Genomic DNA, 18,932 nt, shown 5'->3' on the forward strand with positions numbered 1-18,932 from the left:
TGGGTTTCGATGGCATCAACGAATGATGGCAATTTTCTTGTGCAGCCGCTTGACGAGCCACGACAGCGCGTAACACATGACGAAATAGACCACGGCAGCGGCCAGGTAGGCCTCGATCGGGCGGCCGAAGTTCTTGCCCGCGACCTCAAAGCCCTTGAGCATGTCGTAGGCGCCGATGGCGTAGACAAGCGAGGTGTCCTGGAACAGGATGATGGTCTGCGTGAGCAGCACCGGCAGCATGTTGCGGAAGGCCTGGGGCAACACGACCAGCTTCATGTTCTGCCCATAGCTCATGCCCAGCGCCTGGCCGGCGAACACCTGGCGACGCGGAATCGACTGGATACCCGCGCGCATGATCTCGCTGAAATAGGCCGCCTCGAAGGCAATGAAGGTGACCACCGCCGACACCTCGGCGCCGATCGGGCGACCGATCAGCAGCGGCACCAGCAGGAAGAACCACAGGATCACCATCACCAGCGGAATGCTGCGCATGCCGTTGACGTAGATCGTGGCCGGCGTGTCCAGCCACTTCTTGCCCGACAGCCGCATGAGCGCCAGGATGGTGCCGAAGAAGATGCCGCCCACTGTGGCCACGACGGTCAGCATCACGCTGAAGTACAGGCCCTTCAGCACGAAGTTGCTGATGAGGTCCCAGTTGTAGAAGGAGAAGTCGAGGTTGAGGTTCATGTCAGTGGCCTCCCGCTCCGCCCGCCACGACAAAGCCCGGTATGCGCACGCGTTTCTCGATGAAGGCCATGATGCGGTTGATCGCGAAGGCCGAGATGATGTAGAGGCCGGTCACGGCGAGGTACACCTCCACGCCGCGGGACGTCTCTTCCTGCGCCTGCATCGCGAACATGGTCAGCTCCGAGACCGACACCGCGAACGCCACCGAGGAGTTCTTGAAGATGTTCATGGTCTCGCTGGTCAGCGGCGGGATGATGATGCGGAACGCCATGGGCAGCAGCACATAGCGGTAGTACTGGAAGGTGGTGAAACCCATCGGCCATGCCGGCGTAGCGCTGGCCGCGCGGCAGGGCCTGGATGCCCGAGCGCACCTGCTCGGCGATGCGCGCCGAGGTGAAGAAGCCCAGGGCAAAGACCACCAGCACGAAGCCAGGGACGCCTCGCATGACGGGGAACATCGTGGGCACCACGTGGTACCACAGGAAAATCTGCACCAGCAGCGGGATGTTGCGGAACAGTTCCACCCAGGCATTGCCCAGGCGCACCACCATGGGTCGATCGGGCAGCGTGCGCAGCGTACCGATCAGGATGCCCAGCACCAGCGCCAGCAGCAACGCCAGCAGCGACACCGACACCGTCCAACCCCAGGCTGACAACATCCAGTCCAGATAGGTGATGTCTCCCCCCTTGCCAAAGCAGCTTTCCACCGGCTGCCGTTCAATGGTGTCCTCGCAGAACACCTGCCAATCCCAGCTCATAGGAGCCCCTTTTCTCTCTGTTGCTTGTCCGGATCACACCGCGCTTTGCGCGGTCGCCACGAAAACGCCCCTTCAAATGGGTCCACTTGAAGGGGCGTCTGGTAAGTGCGTGGCTTACTTCTTGGCGTAGTCTTCCATCGGCTTGTCGTTCGGGCTGGCCCAGGCCGCCTTGGTGGCGTCGGACATGGGCAGGCCGATCTTCACGTTGGCAGGCGGAATCGGCTGCATGAACCACTTGTCGTACAGCTTGGCCAGCGAACCATCGGCAATCTGGCGCTTGATGCTGTCGTCCACGGCCTTCTTGAAGGCCGGGTCGTCCTTGCGCAGCATGCAGGCGATCGGTTCGACCGACAGCACTTCACCCACGATCTTGTAGTCGGCGGGGTTCTTGGACTTGGAGATGTTGGCCGCCAGGATGGAGCCGTCCATCACGAACGCATCGGCGCGGCCGCCCTCGAGCGCGAGGAAGCTGTCGGCGTGGTCCTTGCCATAGACTTCCTTGAAGTCGATGCCGCCGGCGCGCTCGTTCTTGCGCAGGGTCTGCACCGAGGTGGTGCCGGTGGTGGTGGCCGACGGTCTTGCCGTTGAGGTCCTTGATGCCGTTGATGCCGGAGTTGGCCTTGACAGCGATGCGCACTTCTTCCACGTAGGTGGTCACGGCGAAGGACACATCCTTCTGGCGCGTGGCGTTGTTCGTGGTCGAACCGCACTCCAGGTCCACGGTGCCGTTCTGCACCAGGGGGATGCGGTTCTGCGAGGTCACGGGCTGGTAGTTGACGTTGAGCTTGGCCAGGCCGAGCTGCTTCTGGATGTCGGCCAGAATGATTTCGCCCATTTCCGTGTGGAAGCCGACGTATTTGCCGTTGCCCAGTGTGTAGCCCAGTCCGGAAGACTCGCGCACGCCCAGGGACACGCTGCCAGACGCCTTGATCTTGGCCAGCGTGTCGCCAGCTTGTGCAAAGGCGCTGCCGACGGCCAGTGTGGTCACGGCCAGCGCGAGCAGGTGTTTCTTCATAGGGATCTCCTTGCTTGTAGAAAAGATGATGAACCAGCGATCAAGACCGGATGCTCAGCGCCGTTGTCGCGCGGAGGGCATCTGCATGATGCTCCCTACGCAAGCTCCGTTCCACCCGGGAATTCCCACCCTGTCACAGGCGGAACCCGCGACTGTAGCCAGCGGCATCCTTCGCATCCAATGCTGATTGCAGCGGCCATTATGCAAACCATTCATGTACGGATTTTCCCCAATGGCCTTGGCAAAGGATCACCTGTATCGCCTATGAGACAGGGTGAATCAGGGATTGCCGAGCTTTTTGCGCAGGTCGTTCCAGAACTGCTCCACCGGTCCTTTGGCCTTTCGCGTGGAAGACCGCTCGCGGTAGATGCGGATGTCCAGCGCGGTCTCCAGCGACCCGCCGGCGGACACGAGCTTGCGGGCGCGCACTTCCTTGCGCACCGCGCTGGCCGGCAGGAAGGCGATGCCATGGCCCTCCAGCGCCATGGCTTTCAGGCCTTCGGCCATGTCGGTTTCGTAGATGCGGTCCAGGTGCACCGGTGTGCTGCTCTGCTTGAGCATCTGGTCCACCGCCCTGCCGAGGTAGGCACCCGGCGCATAGGCCAAGTAAGGCAGCGGCTGCTGGGGCGACCCTGGCAGGGCGTACTGCGGCAGGCCCTGCGCGTCCGGGCGCACATAGGGTGAAAGCACCTCCGAGCCCAGGTGCAGCATTTCATAGCGGCCGGCATCGAGCTGGATCGGCTGGGCCGCGTGCTGGTAGGCGATCAGCAGGTCACAGCTGCCCTCGACCAGGCGCAGCACCGCGTCGTGCACGTTCATGGCGATCAGCCGGCTCTTGATCGGGCCGCAGGTCTCGCGCAAGCCCGAGAGCCAGGACGGAAAGAAGGTGAAGGCCAGCGTGTGCGGCACGGCGAACTCGATCACGTCCTGCGCCGCGGCGGTGTGGGCGCGCAGCGTGGCGCGCGTGCTCTGCAGCGCCTGCAGCATCTCCAGCGCCTGGTCGTACAGCGTCTGGCCCGCGGGGGTGAGGCGCGTGGGATACGAGGAGCGATCCACCAGATCGGTGCCCGCCCAGGCTTCCAGCGACTGGATGCGCCGGGAGAAAGCGGGCTGGGTGACGTGGCGCAGCTGCGCCGAACGGCTGAAGCTGCGGGTTTCGGCGAGGCTGACGAAATCCTCGAGCCATTTGGTTTCCATGGACGGCGATTATGGAACGGCCGGACGGAAGGCTCCTCGGAAAGGTACGACCTGAAGGGAAATCGGCATCAGTCGCTGCCGCTTTGCTGCAGCGCCCACATGCCCGCATAGACGCCGGTCCGGGCGACCAGTTCGGCGTGGGTGCCCCGCTCCACGATCTCGCCGTTGACCAGCACCAGGATTTCGTGCGCGTCCACCACGGTGGAGAGGCGGTGCGCGATCACCAGCGTGGTCTTGTTGCGCGCCGCGCTCTTGAGCTCGGCCTGGATCGCGCGTTCGTTGGCGGAATCCAGGGCCGAGGTGGCTTCGTCGAAGATCACGATGGGCGGGTTCTTCAACAGCGTGCGCGCGATCGCCACGCGCTGCTTCTCGCCCCCCGAGAGCTTGAGACCGCGCTCGCCCACCATGGTGGCATAGCCCAGCGGCAGGTGCTGGATGAAGGCGTGGATGTGCGCCGCCTGGGCCGCCCGCACCGCGGCCTCGTGCCCCGCATCGGGGCGGCCATAAAGAATGTTGTATTCGATGGTGTCGTTGAACAGCACCGTGTCCTGCGGCACGATGCCGATGGCCTGGCGCACGCTGGCCTGGGTGACGGCCTTGATGTCCTGCCCGTCGATGGTGATGCGCCCGCCGTCATCGGCATTGCTCACGTCGTAGAAGCGGTAGAGCAGGCGCGCCAGCGTGCTCTTGCCCGAACCCGAGGGCCCGACCACGGCCACCGTCTTGCCCGGTGGAATCTCGAAGCTGATGCCATGCAGGATTTCGCGCGCCGGCTCGTAGGAAAAGCGCACATTCTCGAATTTCACCGCCGGGGGACCGTCCAGCTGAAGCGGCTGCGCAGCTTGCACGTCCGCGATCTCGCGCTCTTTTTCCAGCAGCGCGAACATCTTTTCCAGGTCGGTCAGGCTCTGCTTGATCTCGCGGTAGAGCACGCCCAGGAAACCCAGCGGAATGTAGAGCTGGATCATGAAAGCGTTGACCATGACCAGATCGCCCAGCGTGAGCTCGCCGCTGACCACGCCCTGCGTGGCGCGCCAGAGCATGAGCACCAGCGCCACGGCGATCACCAGTTGCTGCCCCGCATTGAGCATGGACAGCGTGGTCTGGCTCTTGATGCGCGCGCGCCGCAGCTTCTCCAGCGCCTCGTCATAGCGCCGGCCTTCGAAGCTTTCATTGTTGAAGTACTTGACGGTCTCGTAGTTCAGCAGCGAGTCGATGGCGCGGCTCTGGCTGGTGGATTCGAGCTCGTTCATCTTGCGCCGGAACTGGGTGCGCCACTCGGTCACGAGCACGGTGAAGGTCACGTACAGCACCAGCGCCACCAAGGTGATCCACACGTAGCCCATGTCGAACTTGGTGCCCAGCAGCGCCAGCACCATGATCACCTCGATCAGCGTGGGGAAGATGCTGTAGAGCGAGTAGGAGATGAGCGACTGCACGCCGCGCGTGCCGCGTTCGATGTCGCGCGTCATGCCCCCGGTCTGGCGTTCCAGGTGGAAGCGCAGGCTCAGGGCGTGCAGGTGGCCGAACACCTGCAGCGCGATGCTGCGCGTGGCGCCCTCGGTGGCCTTGGCGAACACCAGCTCGCGAAGCTCGGTGAACACGCTGGTGGACAGCCGCAGCAGGCCGTAGGCGAGCAACAGGCCCAACGGCACCACCAGCATCGACTCGACGCTGCCGGGCCGGATGGTCATGGCATCGACCAGTTCCTTGAGCAGCAGCGGCACGCCCACGTTGGCCGTCTTGGCCGCCACCATGAAAGCCAGCGCCAGCACCACGCGCACCTTGTACTGCCACAGGTAGGGCAGCAGGCGCTTGAGCGTGCCCCAGTCGGAGCGTTGGGCAGGTGGGTGGCCAGCGGCGCCAGGACTGGCAGGCAGGGCGATGGAAGTTCGGGCGGGGTTGTCGGGGCGCATGCAGGAGAATGGGGGCCGTTGTCCAGAGATTGTGCCCATGTCCAGCAATTCAAGCCCGCCATCCGAAACCGCCCTGCCCACCGACCGGGAACTGGTGCTCAAGGTCATTCCCATGCCCGCGGACTGCAACGCCAACGGCGACATCTTCGGCGGCTGGGTCATGGCGCAGGTCGACCTGGCCGGAGCCGTGCTGCCCGCGCGCTACGTGCGCGGCCGCATGGCCACGGTGGCGGTGAACCAGTTCATCTTCAAGCAACCGGTGCGCGTGGGCGACATCCTGAGCTTTTTCGCGCACATCACGCGCCTGGGCCGCACCTCGGTCACGGTGCAGGTGGAGGTGTTCGCCGAACGTTTCTCGGCCCAGGGCCAGTACGTGAAGGTGACCGAGGCCAGCCTGACCTACGTGGCGATCGACCTGGAAGGCCGGCCCCGCCCCATCCCGCGCGACGGCCTGGTGCTGCCCGAGCACCTGGCCTGAGGCCGTTTCAGGGCGAAGGCCAGCGCGACCGCCAGGTGCGGTAGATGCGCGCGGCCAGCGCCTGGCTGCCCGCCAGGTGCCGTTTCGTGGCGGCGTGCATGCCCGCCGGGTCCTGCACGCTGTCGCGGTGCAGCAGCACATTCACCGCGTAGGCCTCGCCCGGGCTTTCGAGCCAGTCGTCGATCTTGTCCGGCGTGATCTCGATGTGGAACTGCATGGCCAGGTGCGGGCCGAGCGCAAAGGCCTGGTGCGCGCAGGCCGCCGACGATGCCAGCGGCTCCGCGCCCGGCGGCAGCGCCACGAAACCATCCTGGTGCCACTGGTACACGGTGGGCGTGCGCTCTTCACCGAACCAGTCGCGCGCGGCAGCGCCACCGTGGTGCTCGATGGGCCACCAGCCGATCTCGGGCTGGGGCAGCCGCTCCACCTGGCCGCCCAAGGCCCGCGCCATCAGCTGCGCAACCCAGGCAGTGCCCGATGACGGGAATGCCCAGCGCATCGGCCTCGCGGATCAGCGCCTCGGCCTGGCGCAACGTGGGGCGCTCATCGTTCGCGCTCCACGCGCCGCCCAGCACGGCCAAGCCGCGATAGCCCCGAACGGACGCGGGGTAGAGCTCACCCGCCTCGGCACAGCGCAAGTGCCAGGGCAGCCCCTGGGCATCGAGCCATTCGCCGAGGAAACCCGGGCCGTCCTCGAACAGGTGCTGAAGGACCAGGACGTCGGCGGTGGAAGCGGTGGTGGCGGGCATAACCATCCTGAAGCAAGTCTTGCCGCAAACCGTACCACGGGACAGCCGAGCCTGCACCCCATACAAGAAAGGTCTGGGCACGCCGTTTGCCGCGCAACCAGTTCAACTCAACCATTCAAAGGAAAAACAATGAGCGACCAAGACACCTCCCTCGACAACCTGTGGGACATGATCAAGGACATTCGCTTTGCGATGTTCACCACGCGCAGCCATCAGGCGGCGCACGCCGGCCACCTGCATGCCCGGCCCATGACCACCCAGAACAACCGGCTGGAGGGCGGCAGCCTCTGGTTTTTCATGTCGCGCCACGGAGGGCCCGTGGCCGATCTGATGGCCGAACCCACCGTCAACCTGAGTTACGCCGATCCCGACAAGGACACCTATGTTTCCGTCTCCGGCACGGCGCGCGTGGTCAACGACCCCGACAAGGCCCGGGCCCTGTGGAACAAGGCCGCCGAAGCCTGGTTTCCCGGCGGTCCGGACGATCCCGATCTCGCGCTGGTGGTGGTCAACGTCACCCACGCCCACTACTGGGACGTCAAGGAAAACAAGCTGGTGCAGCTGCTGGCCATGACGAAGGCCGTGATCACAGGTGGTGTGCCCAAACTCGGCGAATCCGTCGAAGTGCAGGTTCGCTGAGTGATGCCTGCTAGTCAAGCGCGATATTGACGCGGCGAATCACCTCGCCGAGACGTTGGGACTCCGCCTGGATGAATTGCGCGAACTGTTCGCGCGTGGGCGTGAACGGTTCATAGCCGAAGCTGGCGAACTTGTCACGGACATCCGGCTCGGCCAAAGCCGCCTCGACATCGTGCTTGATCTTGGCCGTCACGGCGGGCGCCAGCCCCCGTGGTGTGGCGAGCGCGTTCCAGCCCGAGGCTTCGAATCCCGCCGGCCCGCCCGACTCGGCCACGGTCGGCACGCTGTCGTAGCCCGCCGTGCGTTTGGGTGCCGCCACCGCGAGGAACCGCAATTTCCCCCGCGCGCTGGAGCGGTCCGGCGGTGGCGCTGGATCCCAGTGCAAACGCAAGATCGCCGTTCGCCACGCTGGTGTAGAGCTGGGTCGTTTCCTTAAAGACGATGTGCTCGAATTTCGTCCCCGTCATCGAGCTGAACAACTCGGATCCGAGGTGCACGGGGTTGCCGACGGACCACGACCCGAAGTTCAGTTTTCCCGGGCTGCGCCTGGCATCGGCGATGAGGTCGGCCACCGTCTTGTACGGACTGGTGGCGGCAACGGTGATGAAGAAGTAGGTGCGAAACAACGGCAGCACGGGATCGAAATCGACGGCCGGGTCATAGGGCAGCTTCTTGAACAGCGATGGATAGGCGGCCAGGTGCACGTTGTCGAGCTGGATCAGGTCGTGTCCGTCCTTCGCCCCGCGCTTCCACGCGTCGATCGCGATAAAGCCGTTGCCGCCCGGGCGGTTCTCCACCATCACAGGTTGCGCCCACTTTTTCGACAGCTTGTCAGCGACCAGCCGCGCAACGCCGTCCGGCCCGCCACCGACGGGGAATGGGGTGATGATCCGCACGGGTCTGGTCGGGAACGGGACCTCCTGGGCGAATGCACGAAGTGGATGGCCCGCCCAAGCGAGCATGGCCCCTGACACCACAGTGCGGCGCGACAAACGGATGCGGTGAGACAACATGGCGAGGCTTTCGTCTGGTTGGGAACGGATCAGGAACAGGTGTAGCTCGCGGCCGCCCGGATGTCCCCGCTGGTGTACACGGGCATCTTGGGATAGGCGCACATCGGGCCGGTGACCACGGTCGGATTCGCGGCCGTGGCGGAGCTGCGGATATCGATCCTGTCGGCCGGCGCGATGCCGTTCTCGACCCAGTTGGTGAGCGCGCGGTAGTTCGCGTCTTCCGGATACAGCGGCGGATTGGCCGCCAGGTTTTCCGTCCCGTTGGCCGGGAAGTGGCCCATGCCAGGGATCGTGTACAGCTTGTAGAAGCTCTGGATCGCCGGAATGCCGCCCATCTGCGCCGCCACGCGCGTGTAGTAGTTGAGGACGCCGGCATGCGGGATCGTGCTGTCCGACGTTCCCACGACCGTGATCAGCTTGCCGCCCCGGTCACGGAATTTGCTGAGGTCCGGGTTGTCGGTGCTGATGTGGGCGAACGACGCGGCCTCCATGGCGTAGCCCTGGGCGATGGCATCGGCGAGTTGCGCGTAGCTCAGGTTCTTCCAGCCATTGGCCCCATTGGCCTTGGCGTTGAGGAAGGTCGATCCGGCGATCGTTGGGTCCTGCAGGAACAGCGCGACCATGTCGTACTGAATCCCGCCGGTGCGCACGGACGTGGCACCGATGCTCCCGCCGCGTGCGCAACCGAACCAGATCTGCTTGGGTGACAGGGTCGTGCGCAGGCCGTTGTCGATCGAAGGCGATGGCGTCGATCCATCGGTGGTCGGGCCATACCAGATCTTGTTGGCGGCGTGGGCCTGCGCCGATGTCAGACAGTTCGCGGTGGCGTTCGTTCCACCCGACGCGGTGCACAGAACAGCGGCGTCCGTCGTCGGATCGTAGGTGCACGTCGAGGGGTCGAGAAGGTAACCCAGGTGCATGCCGCCCACGACGTCGCACGCGCTGATGGCGGCCATCGATACGTTGTTCCACTGACCCGTTGTGAAGGGCACGCCGCCCAATTCGCGCTGAATCACGATCTGCGCCCAGAGCTGGGTGGCCGTGAACTTGGTCCAGTTGATCGCCGGCGCCGAGGCAATGATGCCGTTGAAATCGTCGGGATACAGCTGTGCCTGCTTGAGACCTTGGCGGCCACCGGTGGAGCCGCCGTGCCAATAGGTGTACCTGGCCGCGGTGCCGTAGTAGGCCTGCGCCAGCGCCTTGGCCTTGACCGTCATTTCGTGAATGCCGCGCTCGGAAAACTCGCTCCACCCCACGGTGTTGATGGTTCCGTCCGGCTTCATCAGGAAGCTGGAGTTGCCTGCCGGGTGACCTGTGTCGGTCGTGGCGGCCACCGCGCCTTCCACACCGGCCACCACCCAGGGCGCGGCGGTGGGCGCGTTCGCCACGCTGGTGAGTGTCGCTTGAGGCCCGCCGGCCATGCCCGCGCCGCCCAACACGTGCAGCCGCTTGTTCCAGTTGGCTGTTGTCGGGAGCCACAGTTCGACGCCAATGCCTGGGGTCGTGGAAGGCGCGCCCGCAGGACCGGCGTGGCCCGGCCCGATCAGGAGCTTGACCAGGCAGATGTCGTTGGCCGCCGATGGGGTCGTTGCGGTCGCGGTCCCGGAAAGGAGAATCTGATCTCCTTTCTTGAAGGCCTTCACCAGTGCGACCGTCGTTTGAGCGTCTGGCTTGAAGGCGGTCTTCATGGAATCGTCGCAGCTGAGCGGCGCCACAGCGGAATCGCTGCCTCCGCTTTCACCTCCGCCGCCGCAGGCGGGCATCAATATCGATGCGATTGCGGCCACAGCCAAGCAGGCCACGCGTTGCCACACTGTTTGCATGGGTTGTCTCCAGTCGGTCTTTGTTGTCCGCAGCGTCGCCAGATGACGCACTGCACGGCTATCGCGGCACACACGAGAAACGCTGGCCATCGCGATCGCAGGATTTGACTTGCCGCCGCTTTTCGTGTCTTTTCCGTTCGGCGCTCGATTGCACAAACGGCTCATCGGATGCGGCTTGGTGCGGCTACGATCGCCCCAAATGCCACCTCCACCCAGCCCATTGAACCTGCTCACCCCTGAGCAGCTTGCCCGCTGGCGGGGACTGCCACTGGCCTGCGTCGGCACGCCTGAAGGGGCCTGGAGTCACCGTTTCACGCCTGCAACGATGGGCCTGTCACTGGTGGACACGGGCACGATGACAACCCGCTTGAGCGTGAATGGCCGGCACGAGGAATTCGACCTGCGCGCGGGTTCGATCGGGCTCTTCAGCCCCTACATGGAAGTCAAGGTGGCCCAGGCCGGCGCCCACCAGGCTCGCCGGATCCTTCTGGAGCTCGATTGGGGAGGCCCGCTTTGCCGCAGGCTTTTCGACGACGATCTGATCAGTGCCGTGTTGCGCCCAGGCTCCCACTTTGAGGATCCGGTGCTGCCACCCGTGTTGCGCAGCATGGTGCGCGAGATATCGGCAGGATGTCCGAACGGGACGCTGTTCGCCGAATCGCTCTCGATCGGTATCGCCGCCCACCTCGGCAGGACCCGTGGCATCCGATCGGCCATCAAGGAGCGGGGCCGCCTGAGCACGGCGCAAATGGCGCGGGTGAACGACCTGATCGACTGCGATCTGGGCAGCGATCTTTCACTCCGTGCCTTGTCCGAGGCCGTGGGGCTCAGCAAACCGCATTTTGTCCGCCTGTTTCGCAACACGACAGGGACGTCGCCGCATCGGTATGTGGTCCAAAAGCGCATGGATCGGGCCGTGCAGCTGCTTGGTTTGCCGGGCGGCTCCTTGGCCGACATTGCATTGGATGTGGGCTTCGCCAGTCAGAGCCACATGACCCGGACATTTCGCGACCTCATCGGGACCACACCGGGTGAGCTGCAGAAGCAACTGACCGGCAAGAAGTCGTCGTAGGAGCGCCGGCATGGCGACTGAGACACCCCCTAACGCTGAGCCCAGATCACCGGCGCCACCGACACCTCGCGGTCCATGCCGAGCAGTTCCCGGTCGAACAGCGCGCCCAGGCGGTCGTCGGCCGAGCTGCCGAAGTCACCGTGCGCGCCACCATCGATGGTGACCAGGTAGCTCTTGGTGCCCGCCTTGTGCAGGGCGTCGTCCAGGCGTGCGGCCTGGCTGAAGGGCACGACGCGGTCCAGCGTGCCGTGCACCGTGAGCACGGGGGGCGTGGCGGTGCTGGCGTGCGCCGCCGGTGAGGCCTCGCGCGCCAGCCCCAGCCTGTCGCGGACCGCGCCCCCGAGCAGGCGGCCTTCGGGCGTGTCCGCGCCGCGCCCCAACACGGACAGGTCGGTCGGCCCGAAGAAGTTGGCCACGGCCCTGACCTGGCTGCTGTGCTGGCGGTGTTCACCCAGCGTGCCTTCCAGGCGCGGCACGTTGGCGGTGGTGCCGAGCATCAGCGCCAGGTGCGCGCCGGCGCCCCGGCCCCAGACGCCGATGCGCGCCGGGTCCAGCCCCAGGCCATCGGCGTTGCCGCGCACCCAGCGCACGGCAGCCTTCACGTCGTGCAGGGGAGCGGGCCACGGCGCTTCGCCACTGAGGCGGTAGCCCACGGACACCCCGGCGTAATAACCACCGCGCACGAAATCCATGAGGCGGGCCGCGCCGTCGGCCTTGTCGCCGTGCATCCAGCCGCCACCGTGCACATAGACGATGACGGGCAGCGGGCCCCGGTGCCGCTCTCGGGGCAGGTACAGGTCCAGCCGCTGGCGCGGGTTGGTGGTCAGGGCATAGGGCTGGTCCAGCGTCACGTGCACCGGCTCCCGCTCCAGTTCCTGGATCGACATCACGCCGCTGGGCCCCAGGTCGAACTCGTCGCGGGGCGACTGGGCGCGCACGATGGCCGGCGCCATGCACAACACGGGGGACTGGAGCAACAGACGGCGCAGCATGTCGGTTCCTGGAGGAGATCGGAAGGTCGGCCAAGCGTAGTCGGCCGCGCCGCTTCCGGCAAGCGCGGGCGCTAGAACTTGCCGTGCCGCCCCTGCCCGGCCGCGAAACGTTGCGCACCGGCCAGCGCATCGGGAATGCGCTCGCGCCCGCGCTGCCATTCCTGCAGCAGCGCCTCGCCCAGGGGCAGGTCCCACTGGCGCTGGGCGCTCTCGCGGTCGGCGCGCATCGTGGCCTGCGGGAACGCCGCGAGCTGCCGCGCCAGTTCCAGGGCGGCCCCGCGCGCCTGCCCGGGCGGCACCACACGGGTCCGCCAAGCCCATGCGCAGCGCCTCTGCCGCCTCCACCTTGCGACCGGTGAGGATCAGGTCCATCGCATGGCCCATGCCGATCAGGCGCGGCAGGCGCACCGTGCCGCCATCGATCAGCGGCACGCCAAAGCGCCGGCAGTAGACGCCGAAGTAGGCGTCGTCTTCCATCACGCGCAGGTCGCACCAGAGCGCGAGCTCCATGCCACCGGCCACGGCCGCCCCGCTCACGGCGGCGATCACCGGCTTGGAGAGCTGCAGCCGCGACGGGCCCATGGGGCCGAGCGCGCGCGCATCGGCGGCGGCGAAGTCCAGGTCCAGGCCGCCGGTCTCGCCCGAGGCGGCCAGGCGGGCACCGTACTGCAAGTCCCAGCCGGCGCAGAAATGGCCGTGCGCGCCGTGGAACACCGCCACGCGGGCCTCGGCGTCGTCTTCGAATGCGAGAAAGGCCGCGTGCAGCGCCTGCGCGGTGGGGCTGTCCACCGCGTTGCGCACCTCGGGGCGGGCCAGCGTGACCACCCACACCTCGCCCAGCTTTTCGGTGGTGACGGCGCTCGACCGCCACACCCCCACGCGCGGCGCGTTCAAGGCCGCGTCCAGTTCGTCCTGTGTCACGTCGATCTCCATGCGAAGCAGCGCGCCGGCCATGGCCTTGCCCAGGTTGTCCAGGCGCAGGTTGCGCGCGCCGCCACCCTGCAGCGCACCGCGCAGCACGAACTTCAGCGCGAGGATGTTGGGCAGCGGCCAGGCGTCCACCTCGCCGGGCAGCCAGGGCGCGAAATGGGCCTGCACGCGCTCGGCCGTCACCTCGCGCGCCAGCAACCGGTAGCCGGCGTCGTTCCAGGCGAACAGGCCGAAGTCCACCCAGTCGGCCTTGTCGCCGCTGCGCGCGTGGGCAATTCGCACCAGGGGTATGCGGATCGTGCTCATGCGCGGTCCGGCGCAGGGCCGCCCCAAGCCGGAACAGCCCCCTCGGGGGGCTGCGACCCGCGCAGCGGCGGAGCGTGGGGGCTCATTTCCCCCAGCAGCTCCATCCGCGCGCCCGCTTCCACCTCGGCGCGGGGAATCAGCGTGGGCCAGATGCCCAGCAATTCGCTGGTGTTGTGCAGGCCGGTGAAGCCGCAGGTGTAGGCCGGGCCGCTCAGTCCCATCCAGGGGAACAGGCGGCCGAAACCATCGGCCGCGGCCTTGTCGGGCGTGCGCAGCACCAGGCGCGTCCAGATCTCGTTGGACTGGTTGAGCGCGTCGGGCTTGGGCAGGGGCGCGAGCGCGCCGTGCGCCGAGTTCAGGCCGGGGTACTCCACATACAGCTCGTCGTGCGGGATGCGCTTGTCCTTGAGCAGTGTGCGGATGGTGGCCTGCGCGGCCTGCGCCTTGTCCCAGGCGTCCGGCCAAGAAAACCCCCAGGTGACCTCGGCTTTGTAACCATCCCGGAAACCCGCCACCACCTTGAGCGTGTCGGTGGGCGCGGTGCCGCGCACCCCGGTCAGCCGCACGCGGTCCCCGCCCTCGTCCTGGAGCCGGATGCCGCCCATGTCGAGCACCACGTCGGGCGAGAAATAGGCGTGGGGGTTGTGCACCTCGTACAACAGCTGCTGGCGCACGGTGTCGAAGTTGACCCGCCCGCCAGTGCCGGGCGCCTTGGTGATGAGCGCGCTGCCGTCCTCCCACACCTCGGCGATCGGGTAGCCGATATGCGCCAGATCGGGAATGGCCTGCCACGCGCCCTGGCTGCCGAAGTTGCCGCCGCTGCCCTGCCCCGAACACTCGAGCAGGTGGCCCACGGTGAGGCCTTGCGCGAGGCGGTCGAGGTCGTGGGCCTGGGTCGCACCGCCCAGCGTCCAGCCCAGGCCGTGCACCAGCGGCCCGAGGAACAGCGCGGCATCGGCCACGCGCCCGGTGATCACGATGTCGGCGCCCGCGTCCAGCGCGGCCACGATGGGTTGCGCCCCCAGGTAGGCGTTGCCGAACACCAGGCGCTCGCGCACCTCGGCCAGCGGCGCGCCGGTGAAGAGGTGGGCGAAGGCGCTGGCGGGCGTGGCGCCGTCGAGCAGGCGGGGCAGCACGTCGTCGCCGCTCACCACGGCCACGCGGGCCTGCCAGCCGCGGGTCTTGAAGGCCGCCAGCACCGCCTGCGCGGCGCCCTGCGGGTTCAGGCCGCCCGCGTTGCACACGAAGCGCACGCCTCGCTCTTGCATCAGCGGCCAGAGCTTCATCAGCAGGGGCACCACGTCGCGCGCGTAACCCAGCGAGGGGTCGCGCTGGCGGTCTTTCTGCAGGATCGCCAGCGTGAGTTCGGCCAGGTGGTCGCTGGCGATGAATTGCACCCCGCCGCGTTCGATGCTCGCGGCCACGGGTTCCCAGTTGTCGCCGTAGAACCCGAGGCCGGCGCCGATTCGTATGGATTTCATTTCAGTGATTTATTGCGTCATTGCACAGCACGCACCGTGTGAAGCCACCTCGATCAGAGACACCGAGGAACCGGCTTTGCCGGGCCTCTGGTGTCGCCCCCTCGAGGGGGTCGCGCAAAGCGCGGCGGGGGTGCAACCATCTTCATGGCACCTGAGCGACTCAGGATGGGGGACAACCCCTAGCGCCAGTCTCATGCAAGACAGCTATAAATTGCGCTCACCTGCTGGGCAGACTGCCACAAAGATTGCAGCGCCACCCCGCCGCCACCGCGTCGACAGAACCATACAGGAGACATCGCGTGCAATTGCTGCAACTGCTCATCAGCGGTGTGGCCCAGGGCTGCATCTATGGGCTGATCGCGCTGGGTTTCGTGCTGATCTACAAGGCCACCGAAACGGTGAGCTTTGCCCAGGGCGATCTGATGATGGTGGGCGCCTTCGGCGGCCTGGCGGCGATGACCATGCTGGGTTTCCCGTTCTGGCTGTCGGTGCCCGCCGCCATCGTGGGCATGGGCCTGTTCGGCGTGGTGCTCGAGCGCGTGGTGATCCGCCCGATTCTGGGGCAGCCGGCCTTCTCCATCGTGATGCTCACCATCGGCGTGGGCTACACGCTGCGCGGGCTCATCACCATGCTGCCCAACATCGGCACCGACACGCACACGCTGCCGGTGCCCTACGCCAACGAGGTGCTTCGCCTGGGCGCGCTGGTGGTCTCGGCCGAGCAGATCGTGGTGATCGGCTCCACCGCCGTGCTCTGCGCCGGGCTGTTCGCCATGTTCCGCTACAGCAAGCTGGGCATCGCCATGCAGGCCTCGTCGCAGAACCAGCTCGCGGCCTACTACATGGGCATTCCGGTCAAGCGGCTCAACGGCCTGGTGTGGGGCCTGGCCGCGGCCGTGGCCGCCGTCGCCGGCCTGCTGCTCGCGCCCATCACCTTCGTGCACGCCAACATGGGCTTCATCGGCCTCAAGGCCTTCCCCGCCGCCGTGGTGGGCGGCTTCGGCAGCCTGCCCGGCGCCATCGTGGGGGGCCTGATCATCGGCATCGTCGAGGCGTTCTCGGGCTTCTACCTGCCCGAAGGGTTCAAGGACGTGGCGCCCTACATCGTGGTGCTGCTCATGCTGGTGCTCAAACCCAACGGCCTCTTCGGCGAGAAGCTGCGCAAGAAAGTCTGAGGCACCACGAACATGCGATTCCTCTTCAAGACCGACTACAACCAGGACATCCGGCTCGCCAAGCACGGTGCGCAGCACCTTCTGGTACAGCCTGCTGGGCCTGTTCCTGGTGGTGGCGCCCTGGGCGATCCCGGAGTACTGGCTCGCGCAGCTCACCTTCGTGCTGATCTACGCCGTCGTCGGCCTCGGCCTGATGCTGCTGGCGGGTTTCACCGGGCTGTTCTCGCTGGGCCATGCGGCCTTTCTCGGCGTGGGCGCGTACACACAGGCCATCATGGTGAACGCGGGCATTCCCTTTCCGCTGGCACTGGCCTGCGCGGGCCTGCTCTCGGCGGCCGTGGGCATGGTGGTGGGTCTGCCGGCGCTGCGCGTCAAGGGCATCTACCTCGGCATGGCGACGCTGGCTTTCGGCTTCATCGTCGAGGAGGTGATCGCGCGCTGGGAGCACGTGACCGGTGGCAACGCCGGCCTGATGGTGCAGTACCCCGCCCTCTTCGGCTGGTCGCTGGATTCCACCGAGGAGTTCTACTTCCTGTGTCTGGTCGTGACCGTGCTGGCGCACGCTGGGCATCGTCAACCTCATGCGCTCGTCCACCGGCCGCGCCTTCGTCGCCATCCGCGACTCGGAGATCTCGGCGCAGAGCATGGGCATCCAGCTCGCGCGCTACAAGACGCTGAGCTTCGCGCTCTCGGCCGCGCTCGCGGGCATCGGCGGCGCGCTGTACGCGCACAAGATCCAGTTCCTCTCGCCCGAGCAGTTCAGCATCATCCAGTCGATCGACCTGCTGCTGATGGTCGTGATCGGCGGGCTGGGCTCGATCCACGGCGCCTTCCTCGGCGCGATTTTCCTGATCGTCATGCCCCAGCTCATCGCGCTGGGCAAGGATTACCTGCCCGAGGCCATCGGCCAGGCCGCCGGCCTGCAGGGCGCGGTGTACGGCATCGTGCTGATTGCCTTCGTGCTGTTCGAGCCCATGGGCCTGTACGGCCGCTGGCTCAAGGTGCGCACCTGGTTCCAGCTCTTCCCGTTCTATCGCAAGGGCCTGTTCAAGCGGCAGAAAACGTTCCAGAAATCGGATCGCCTGAAATGAACCCAAACGTGCTTCTTTCGGCCAGGAACCTGAGCGTGCGCTTCGGCGGCGTGCTGGCGGTCAACAACGTGAGCTTCGACGTGAAGCGCGGCGAAGTCTTCACGCTCATCGGCCCCAACGGCGCGGGCAAGACCACGGTGTTCAACCTGATCAGCCGCATCTACACGCCCACCACCGGCACCATCGACTACGCCGGCCCCAATGGCGAGTTGCGCCTGACCGACCAGGCGCCGCACCAGATCGCCAAGCTGGGCATCGCGCGCACCTTCCAGAACATCGAGCTGTTCGAGCACGCCACGGTGCTGCAGAACCTGCTGATCGGGCGCCACACGCACCGCAAGACGGGGCTGTGGAGCGAGATCTTCTTCACCGGCAAGACGCGCGCGGCCGAGATCGAGGCGCGCGAGAAGGTGGAGCGCGTGATCGACCTGCTCGACCTGCAGCACCATCGCGAGTCCATGGTGGCCGGCCTGCCCTACGGCGTGCGCAAGGTGGTCGAACTCGCGCGCGCGCTGTGCACCGAACCCCAACTGCTGCTGCTCGACGAGCCGTCGTCCGGCCTGAACGTGGAGGAGACCGAGGACATGGCGTTCTGGATCACCGACATCAAGGAAGAGCTGGGCATCACCGTGCTGATGGTCGAGCACGACATGAGCCTGGTCTCCAAGGTGTCGGACCGCGTGCTGGCCATGAGCATGGGCACCGAGCTGGCCTCGGGCACACCCGCCGAGGTGCAGAGTGACCCCGGCGTGATCGAGGCCTACCTGGGTTCGATGGACGACGTCTCCAGCCTGCGCCGCGAAAACCACAAGGTGACGGCATGAGCGTTGCAACGTCTGACGCCCCCGTGCTGAAGCTGCTCAACGTCGAGAGCGCCTACGGCCCGATCAAGGCGATCCGCGGCGTGAGCCTGCAGGTGCGCCGCAGCGAGATCGCCACCGTGCTGGGTTCCAACGGCGCGGGCAAGACCACCATCCTCAAGACCATCAGCGGCATCATCGACCCCCGCAAGGGATCGATCGAATTCAAGGGCGAGAACATCACCGCGCAGGACCCGGCGCTGATCGTGCAGCAAGGCCTGTCCCACGTGCCCGAGGGGCGCGAGGTTTTCCCCCCTGCTCTCGGTGCGCGACAACCTGCTGATGGGCGCCTACACCCGCAAGGACCGCGACGGCGTGGCGCGCGACATGGAGGTGGTGTTCAACTACTTCCCCATCCTGCGCGAACGCGCGTTGCAGGACGCCGGCCTGCTCTCGGGCGGCCAGCAGCAGATGCTGGCCATCAGCCGTGCGCTGATGGCCGACCCCGACCTCATCTTGCTCGACGAGCCCAGCCTGGGCCTCTCGCCCAAGCTCACCAAGGAGATCTTCGAGATCGTGGTGCGCATCAACCGCGAGCGCGGCACCACCATCCTGCTGGTCGAGCAGAACGCCAACATGGCGCTCAATGCGTCCGACTACGGCTACGTGCTGGAGAACGGCCGCATCGTGATGGAAGACACCTGCGCCCACCTGCGCGAGAAGGACGACATCAAGGAGTTCTACCTCGGCATGAAGGAAACCGGGGCGCGGGGTGAGCGGCGCTGGAAAAAGAAGAAGAACTGGAGATAA

13 protein-coding genes and 6 pseudogenes are annotated in these 18,932 nt (G+C 66.4%); 7 read left to right on the forward strand and 12 right to left on the reverse strand.

Annotation, left to right across the window (positions count from 1 at the left end):
* Positions 1–15 precede the first annotated feature (15 nt).
* The 5 genes and pseudogenes from ACFJI0_RS18765 to ACFJI0_RS18785 form a co-directional block, all read right to left on the reverse strand.
* The gene (locus ACFJI0_RS18765; protein WP_382321802.1) at positions 16–687 is read right to left on the reverse strand and encodes an amino acid ABC transporter permease; all 672 of its coding nucleotides are present in this window, start codon (positions 685–687) and stop codon (positions 16–18) included.
* 1 nt (position 688) lies between these two features.
* Positions 689–1,445: pseudogene (locus ACFJI0_RS18770) on the reverse strand (amino acid ABC transporter permease).
* Positions 1,446–1,559: 114 nt separating this feature from the next.
* Positions 1,560–2,460, reverse strand: a pseudogene (locus tag ACFJI0_RS18775) (transporter substrate-binding domain-containing protein).
* 279 nt (positions 2,461–2,739) lie between these two features.
* Positions 2,740–3,657, reverse strand: a complete 918-nt coding sequence (locus ACFJI0_RS18780; protein ID WP_291117924.1) for a LysR substrate-binding domain-containing protein — start codon at positions 3,655–3,657, stop codon at positions 2,740–2,742.
* Between the two features lie 68 nt (positions 3,658–3,725).
* Positions 3,726–5,573 (reverse strand): ABCB family ABC transporter ATP-binding protein/permease, encoded by a 1,848-nt coding sequence (locus tag ACFJI0_RS18785; protein ID WP_382321805.1) that lies wholly within the window; start codon positions 5,571–5,573, stop codon positions 3,726–3,728.
* A 37-nt stretch (positions 5,574–5,610) separates the two neighbouring features.
* Between ACFJI0_RS18785 and ACFJI0_RS18790 the strand changes: the two genes are divergently transcribed.
* Entirely contained in the window at positions 5,611–6,051 is a 441-nt protein-coding gene (locus ACFJI0_RS18790; RefSeq protein WP_382154480.1) for an acyl-CoA thioesterase, read from the forward strand.
* 7 nt (positions 6,052–6,058) lie between these two features.
* On the opposite strand, the gene ACFJI0_RS18795 is transcribed toward ACFJI0_RS18790, so the two are convergent.
* Together ACFJI0_RS18795 and ACFJI0_RS18800 are read right to left on the reverse strand one after the other, a co-directional pair.
* Positions 6,059–6,502 carry a type 1 glutamine amidotransferase gene (locus ACFJI0_RS18795; RefSeq protein WP_382321808.1) on the reverse strand — a complete coding sequence of 148 codons (444 nt, stop codon included), beginning with the start codon at positions 6,500–6,502 and terminating at the stop codon, positions 6,059–6,061.
* A complete protein-coding gene (locus ACFJI0_RS18800; RefSeq protein WP_382321811.1) occupies positions 6,396–6,800 on the reverse strand; it encodes a hypothetical protein in 405 nt (134 codons plus the stop codon). Before ACFJI0_RS18800 ends, ACFJI0_RS18795 begins: the two co-directional genes overlap by 107 nt.
* A gap of 129 nt (positions 6,801–6,929) precedes the next feature.
* On the opposite strand from ACFJI0_RS18800, the gene ACFJI0_RS18805 reads away from it, so the two are divergent.
* A complete protein-coding gene (locus tag ACFJI0_RS18805) occupies positions 6,930–7,439 on the forward strand; it encodes a pyridoxamine 5'-phosphate oxidase family protein (RefSeq protein ID WP_382321814.1) in 510 nt (169 codons plus the stop codon).
* A 10-nt stretch (positions 7,440–7,449) separates the two neighbouring features.
* Here ACFJI0_RS18805 and ACFJI0_RS18810 read toward each other — a convergent pair.
* Positions 7,450–8,452 (reverse strand): annotated as a pseudogene (locus ACFJI0_RS18810) (Bug family tripartite tricarboxylate transporter substrate binding protein).
* Between the two features lie 29 nt (positions 8,453–8,481).
* Complete coding sequence (locus tag ACFJI0_RS18815; protein ID WP_382321817.1) at positions 8,482–10,140, reverse strand: tannase/feruloyl esterase family alpha/beta hydrolase; 1,659 nt, start codon at positions 10,138–10,140, stop codon at positions 8,482–8,484.
* Between the two features lie 355 nt (positions 10,141–10,495).
* Here ACFJI0_RS18815 and ACFJI0_RS18820 point away from each other — a divergent pair, with 355 nt between their 5' ends.
* The gene (locus tag ACFJI0_RS18820; RefSeq protein WP_382321820.1) at positions 10,496–11,347 is read left to right on the forward strand and encodes a helix-turn-helix domain-containing protein; all 852 of its coding nucleotides are present in this window, start codon (positions 10,496–10,498) and stop codon (positions 11,345–11,347) included.
* A 29-nt stretch (positions 11,348–11,376) separates the two neighbouring features.
* On the opposite strand, the gene ACFJI0_RS18825 is transcribed toward ACFJI0_RS18820, so the two are convergent.
* The 3 genes and pseudogenes from ACFJI0_RS18825 to ACFJI0_RS18835 all read right to left on the reverse strand — a co-directional run bounded on the left by ACFJI0_RS18825 (position 11,377) and on the right by ACFJI0_RS18835 (position 15,056).
* Positions 11,377–12,498: an alpha/beta hydrolase fold domain-containing protein gene (locus ACFJI0_RS18825; RefSeq protein WP_382321823.1), complete on the reverse strand. Its 1,122-nt coding sequence runs from the start codon at positions 12,496–12,498 to the stop codon at positions 11,377–11,379.
* Positions 12,411–13,272 (reverse strand): annotated as a pseudogene (locus ACFJI0_RS18830) (crotonase/enoyl-CoA hydratase family protein). Before ACFJI0_RS18830 ends, ACFJI0_RS18825 begins: the two are co-directional and overlap by 88 nt.
* Before the next feature lie 299 nt (positions 13,273–13,571).
* A complete protein-coding gene (locus ACFJI0_RS18835) occupies positions 13,572–15,056 on the reverse strand; it encodes an acyclic terpene utilization AtuA family protein (RefSeq protein ID WP_382321826.1) in 1,485 nt (494 codons plus the stop codon).
* A gap of 299 nt (positions 15,057–15,355) precedes the next feature.
* On the opposite strand from ACFJI0_RS18835, the gene ACFJI0_RS18840 reads away from it, so the two are divergent.
* The 4 genes and pseudogenes from ACFJI0_RS18840 to ACFJI0_RS18855 all read left to right on the forward strand — a co-directional run bounded on the left by ACFJI0_RS18840 (position 15,356) and on the right by ACFJI0_RS18855 (position 18,932).
* Positions 15,356–16,231 (forward strand): branched-chain amino acid ABC transporter permease, encoded by an 876-nt coding sequence (locus ACFJI0_RS18840; RefSeq protein WP_291117951.1) that lies wholly within the window; start codon positions 15,356–15,358, stop codon positions 16,229–16,231.
* A 12-nt stretch (positions 16,232–16,243) separates the two neighbouring features.
* A pseudogene (locus tag ACFJI0_RS18845) lies at positions 16,244–17,322 on the forward strand (branched-chain amino acid ABC transporter permease).
* Positions 17,319–18,146 carry an ABC transporter ATP-binding protein gene (locus tag ACFJI0_RS18850; protein ID WP_382321829.1) on the forward strand — a complete coding sequence of 276 codons (828 nt, stop codon included), beginning with the start codon at positions 17,319–17,321 and terminating at the stop codon, positions 18,144–18,146. The pseudogene ACFJI0_RS18845 and the gene ACFJI0_RS18850 overlap by 4 nt, the downstream one beginning before the upstream one ends.
* Positions 18,143–18,932, forward strand: a pseudogene (locus tag ACFJI0_RS18855) (ABC transporter ATP-binding protein). The gene ACFJI0_RS18850 and the pseudogene ACFJI0_RS18855 overlap by 4 nt, the downstream one beginning before the upstream one ends.

The sequence above is a fragment of the Hydrogenophaga sp. UC242_53 genome, from assembly GCF_042696965.1.
Classification (GTDB): Bacteria; Pseudomonadota; Gammaproteobacteria; order Burkholderiales; family Burkholderiaceae_C; genus Hydrogenophaga.